The 2,911-nt window shown below is 56.8% G+C and carries 2 protein-coding genes and 1 pseudogene; 2 read left to right on the plus strand and 1 reads right to left on the minus strand.

Going from position 1 to position 2,911, the window contains the following annotated elements; translation table 11 throughout:
* Positions 1–290 precede the first annotated feature (290 nt).
* Positions 291–2,237, plus strand: a complete 1,947-nt coding sequence (locus SO058_RS01885) for a glucosaminidase domain-containing protein (protein ID WP_320841310.1) — start codon at positions 291–293, stop codon at positions 2,235–2,237.
* 21 nt (positions 2,238–2,258) lie between these two features.
* A complete protein-coding gene (locus SO058_RS01890) occupies positions 2,259–2,432 on the plus strand; it encodes a hypothetical protein (RefSeq protein WP_320841311.1) in 174 nt (57 codons plus the stop codon).
* 304 nt (positions 2,433–2,736) lie between these two features.
* On the opposite strand, the pseudogene SO058_RS01895 reads toward SO058_RS01890, so the two are convergent.
* Positions 2,737–2,911, minus strand: a pseudogene (locus tag SO058_RS01895) (acryloyl-CoA reductase electron transfer subunit beta); the annotation flags it as partial.

Genomic DNA, 2,911 nt, shown 5'->3' on the forward strand with positions numbered 1-2,911 from the left:
AACCGCGCCCCTCTCGGTGACAGCTTATTTATAATATCACATCCGCTTAGCTTTGTCAACATCTTTTTTCGATTTTTTCTCGCCTTAAGTTGTCTCCATCGCTTCGCTTCGTGTTCCGCCGCCCGAAAGCAGCTTAATTAGATTACCATAGGATTCCCTCCTTGTCAACAGGGTTTTGCATTTTTTCTGGAATTTTCTCATTCTTCCGGAACCTGCCTTTGTCTGACCCCGTTATTTATGGTATAATACCCCTATTCCAGCCCGTTATTCACACAGAGGAGGAAACCATTTTGAAACGCCTGATTTTGGCACTGGGTCTTGTGCTTGCACTCCCGGCAGCTGCGTCTGCCGTTCCCGCCGCGCCCGCTTCCGCCGGCGGACAGACCGTTTATATCAGCACCACCGAAGCGGATACAACCGGTACGCGTGCCGACCCTACTATATATAATATTGAGGGCAAGACCTATTTTAAGCTGCGCGACCTCGGACGCCTGCTTGATTTCGGTGTCACTTACGACGCGTCCGACAAATCCGTTCATATCCTGCCGGACAAGCCCTACACTCCAACCGCAAACGAAAGCACAACAAATACTGCCACCGAACGCGCTGAAGCCGTCCCCACCAAACAAACCTTGTACTTAAACGACAAACGCATCACGCCTGCCGTGTACAACATCAAGGGCAACAACTATCTCGGTCTGCGCGAGCTTGGTGAGCTGGTTGATTTTGGCGTTGCCTATAACTACGACACCCGGCGTATCACTGTTTACGGCGCCTATCCATACGCTTCAGAAACCTCCTGGTCCGCCGCTATGAACGATCTTGCCATCAATCTTAGCGTGCTGCCCGCAGCCTCCTATCCGGCGGCTGCGGAACGCCACGCCCCGGCCGTCACCGGTGAAAAGGCCGCAGGCTGGCGCGAACTGGTCAGCACGCTGCGCGCCGTCAAATCGGCGCCGCCGTTCACCGAGGGTCCCAACATGCTATACCGCGCCAACCTATACTGGGCGGATCGTCTGACCGCCGCGATGACCCATTCCGCCGTTTCCACTACACCGCGGCTGGATGGCAAGCTTGCCGGCCTTGCCGACGCCGATCTGTTCGATAACCCGGACAAAACCGCATTGGAGCAGGACTTCACCGCTCTGTCGGCTGCATATCTTGGCACTTCTCCCAAAAGCGCATCGGATGTTGCCGTGACAAACGGCTTTTCCAAAGACGCGCGCGCACGCTTTTCGCTAGCGGACGAATACGCCGCCGCGCACGGTGCAGCAGACGGCGAACTTGCCGCCGCAAAACAGCATTTTTCCGCCGATATGGCCGCCCTGTCCGCACTGTCCACCGACCGGGAACGCGTTTCCAGGATAGCTTACCTGCTGAAATCCAATTTCCGCGCGGGCGGCGGGGCGTTTTGGACGGCCGCATGGCAGTCGGGCGCTGCTATGGACAGCTTTTCCTTTGCCTGCGCCGCCGACTGGATGTTCTGGGAGGCAGGCATCCCCTCTTTTATCGCCCGCAGCTATAACAAGGCGTGGAACGTTGTATACGTTGATCAAACCTGGTCGGTATTTGAAGCGTCCAAGGGCGACACACTGTATTCCCTGGAGGCCTATCTGCCCGACGACACCCACCCCGGCTCGACCATACTGCTGACGCAGGTAATGCGTCCGGGTTCCTCCTACGCGGACAGCAAGTCCTCGCCGGTTGACCGGTACTTCACCTATCATCCCATCGCCGGCGCATCAGTCGCCACCGCGGAACAAATGCGCGCCTATATCAAGGCGGTCAACCCAGAGGTCGCCCAATCGGTGCTGGATATGATCCCTTATTACCTGTCTGAGGGAGAGGCCGAGGGCATACGCGGCGATCTGGCGTTCGCGCAGTCGTGTCTGGAGACCGGCAACTTCCGCTTTGAGGGCAGCGCGGTCACACTCGAGCAAAATAACTTCTGCGGTCTAGGCGTGACCTCCAACGGCATGACGGGCGCGGCGTTCGATACCCCCCAGCTCGGCATCCGCGCGCAGATCCAGCATCTGAAAGCCTATGCCAGCCGCCAGCCCCTGAAAAACGAGTGCATCGACCCGCGCTTTTCCCTTGTCACACGGGGCTGCGCAGAATATCTCGAGCATTTGGGCATGCAGGAAAATCCAAAGGGATACGGCTGGGCGGCCGGTGCGGACTATGGCGTGAAAATTTTGAACATTTTGGATTATATTTTATCCTATCCCGCGGCATAATACTGCCGAGGTGATTTTCCAATGGACCACTACCATAATCTGACCGAGATGCTCGCGCTCAACAATGCGGCGCACGCATACTTTGACGATCTGCCCGATTATGTGCGCGACATGATCGTCACACGCGGCAGCAATCTGCACTCCTGCGAGGAGCTGCAAGGCTATGCCGAAAAGCTGCTGCGCGGCGATGATTGATCCCCCGCTTATCCACCCCCACAAAGGAACAGGCCGCCCCGAAAGGCGGCCTGTTCCTTTGTTTTCTCAGAAATCCTTTATATCCAGGCTGTTTCAGCGCACGAACAGCCGCCCAGTGCTTTTTACGCAGAAAAAGGCCGCGGATCTCTCCGCGGCCTTCTCTAATATTTCACGCTGATATCCAACTGCCGGACGATCCGTTAGGCTTTCCGGATCGTCTTACAAATCGCAGGTGCTCCGGCCTGCTATCGTGGAAAATGGGAGGTTTCCGAAACGGCAATCGGGTCAGGTGGTGAAATCATGCTTACTTGGCAGCCTGCGCAGCCTTGACCGCGTCAATCATCATCGGAACGACCTTGAACAGGTCGCCGCAGATGCCGTAGTCCGCCACGTCGAAAATCGGCGCGCCGTCGTTCTTGTTCACGGCGATGATGCACTCCGAATCCTGCATGCCGGCCTTGTGCTGGATCGCGCCCGAA

It is taken from the genome of Agathobaculum sp., from assembly GCF_034098985.1.
In the GTDB taxonomy this organism is placed as follows: domain Bacteria; phylum Bacillota; class Clostridia; order Oscillospirales; family Butyricicoccaceae; genus Agathobaculum.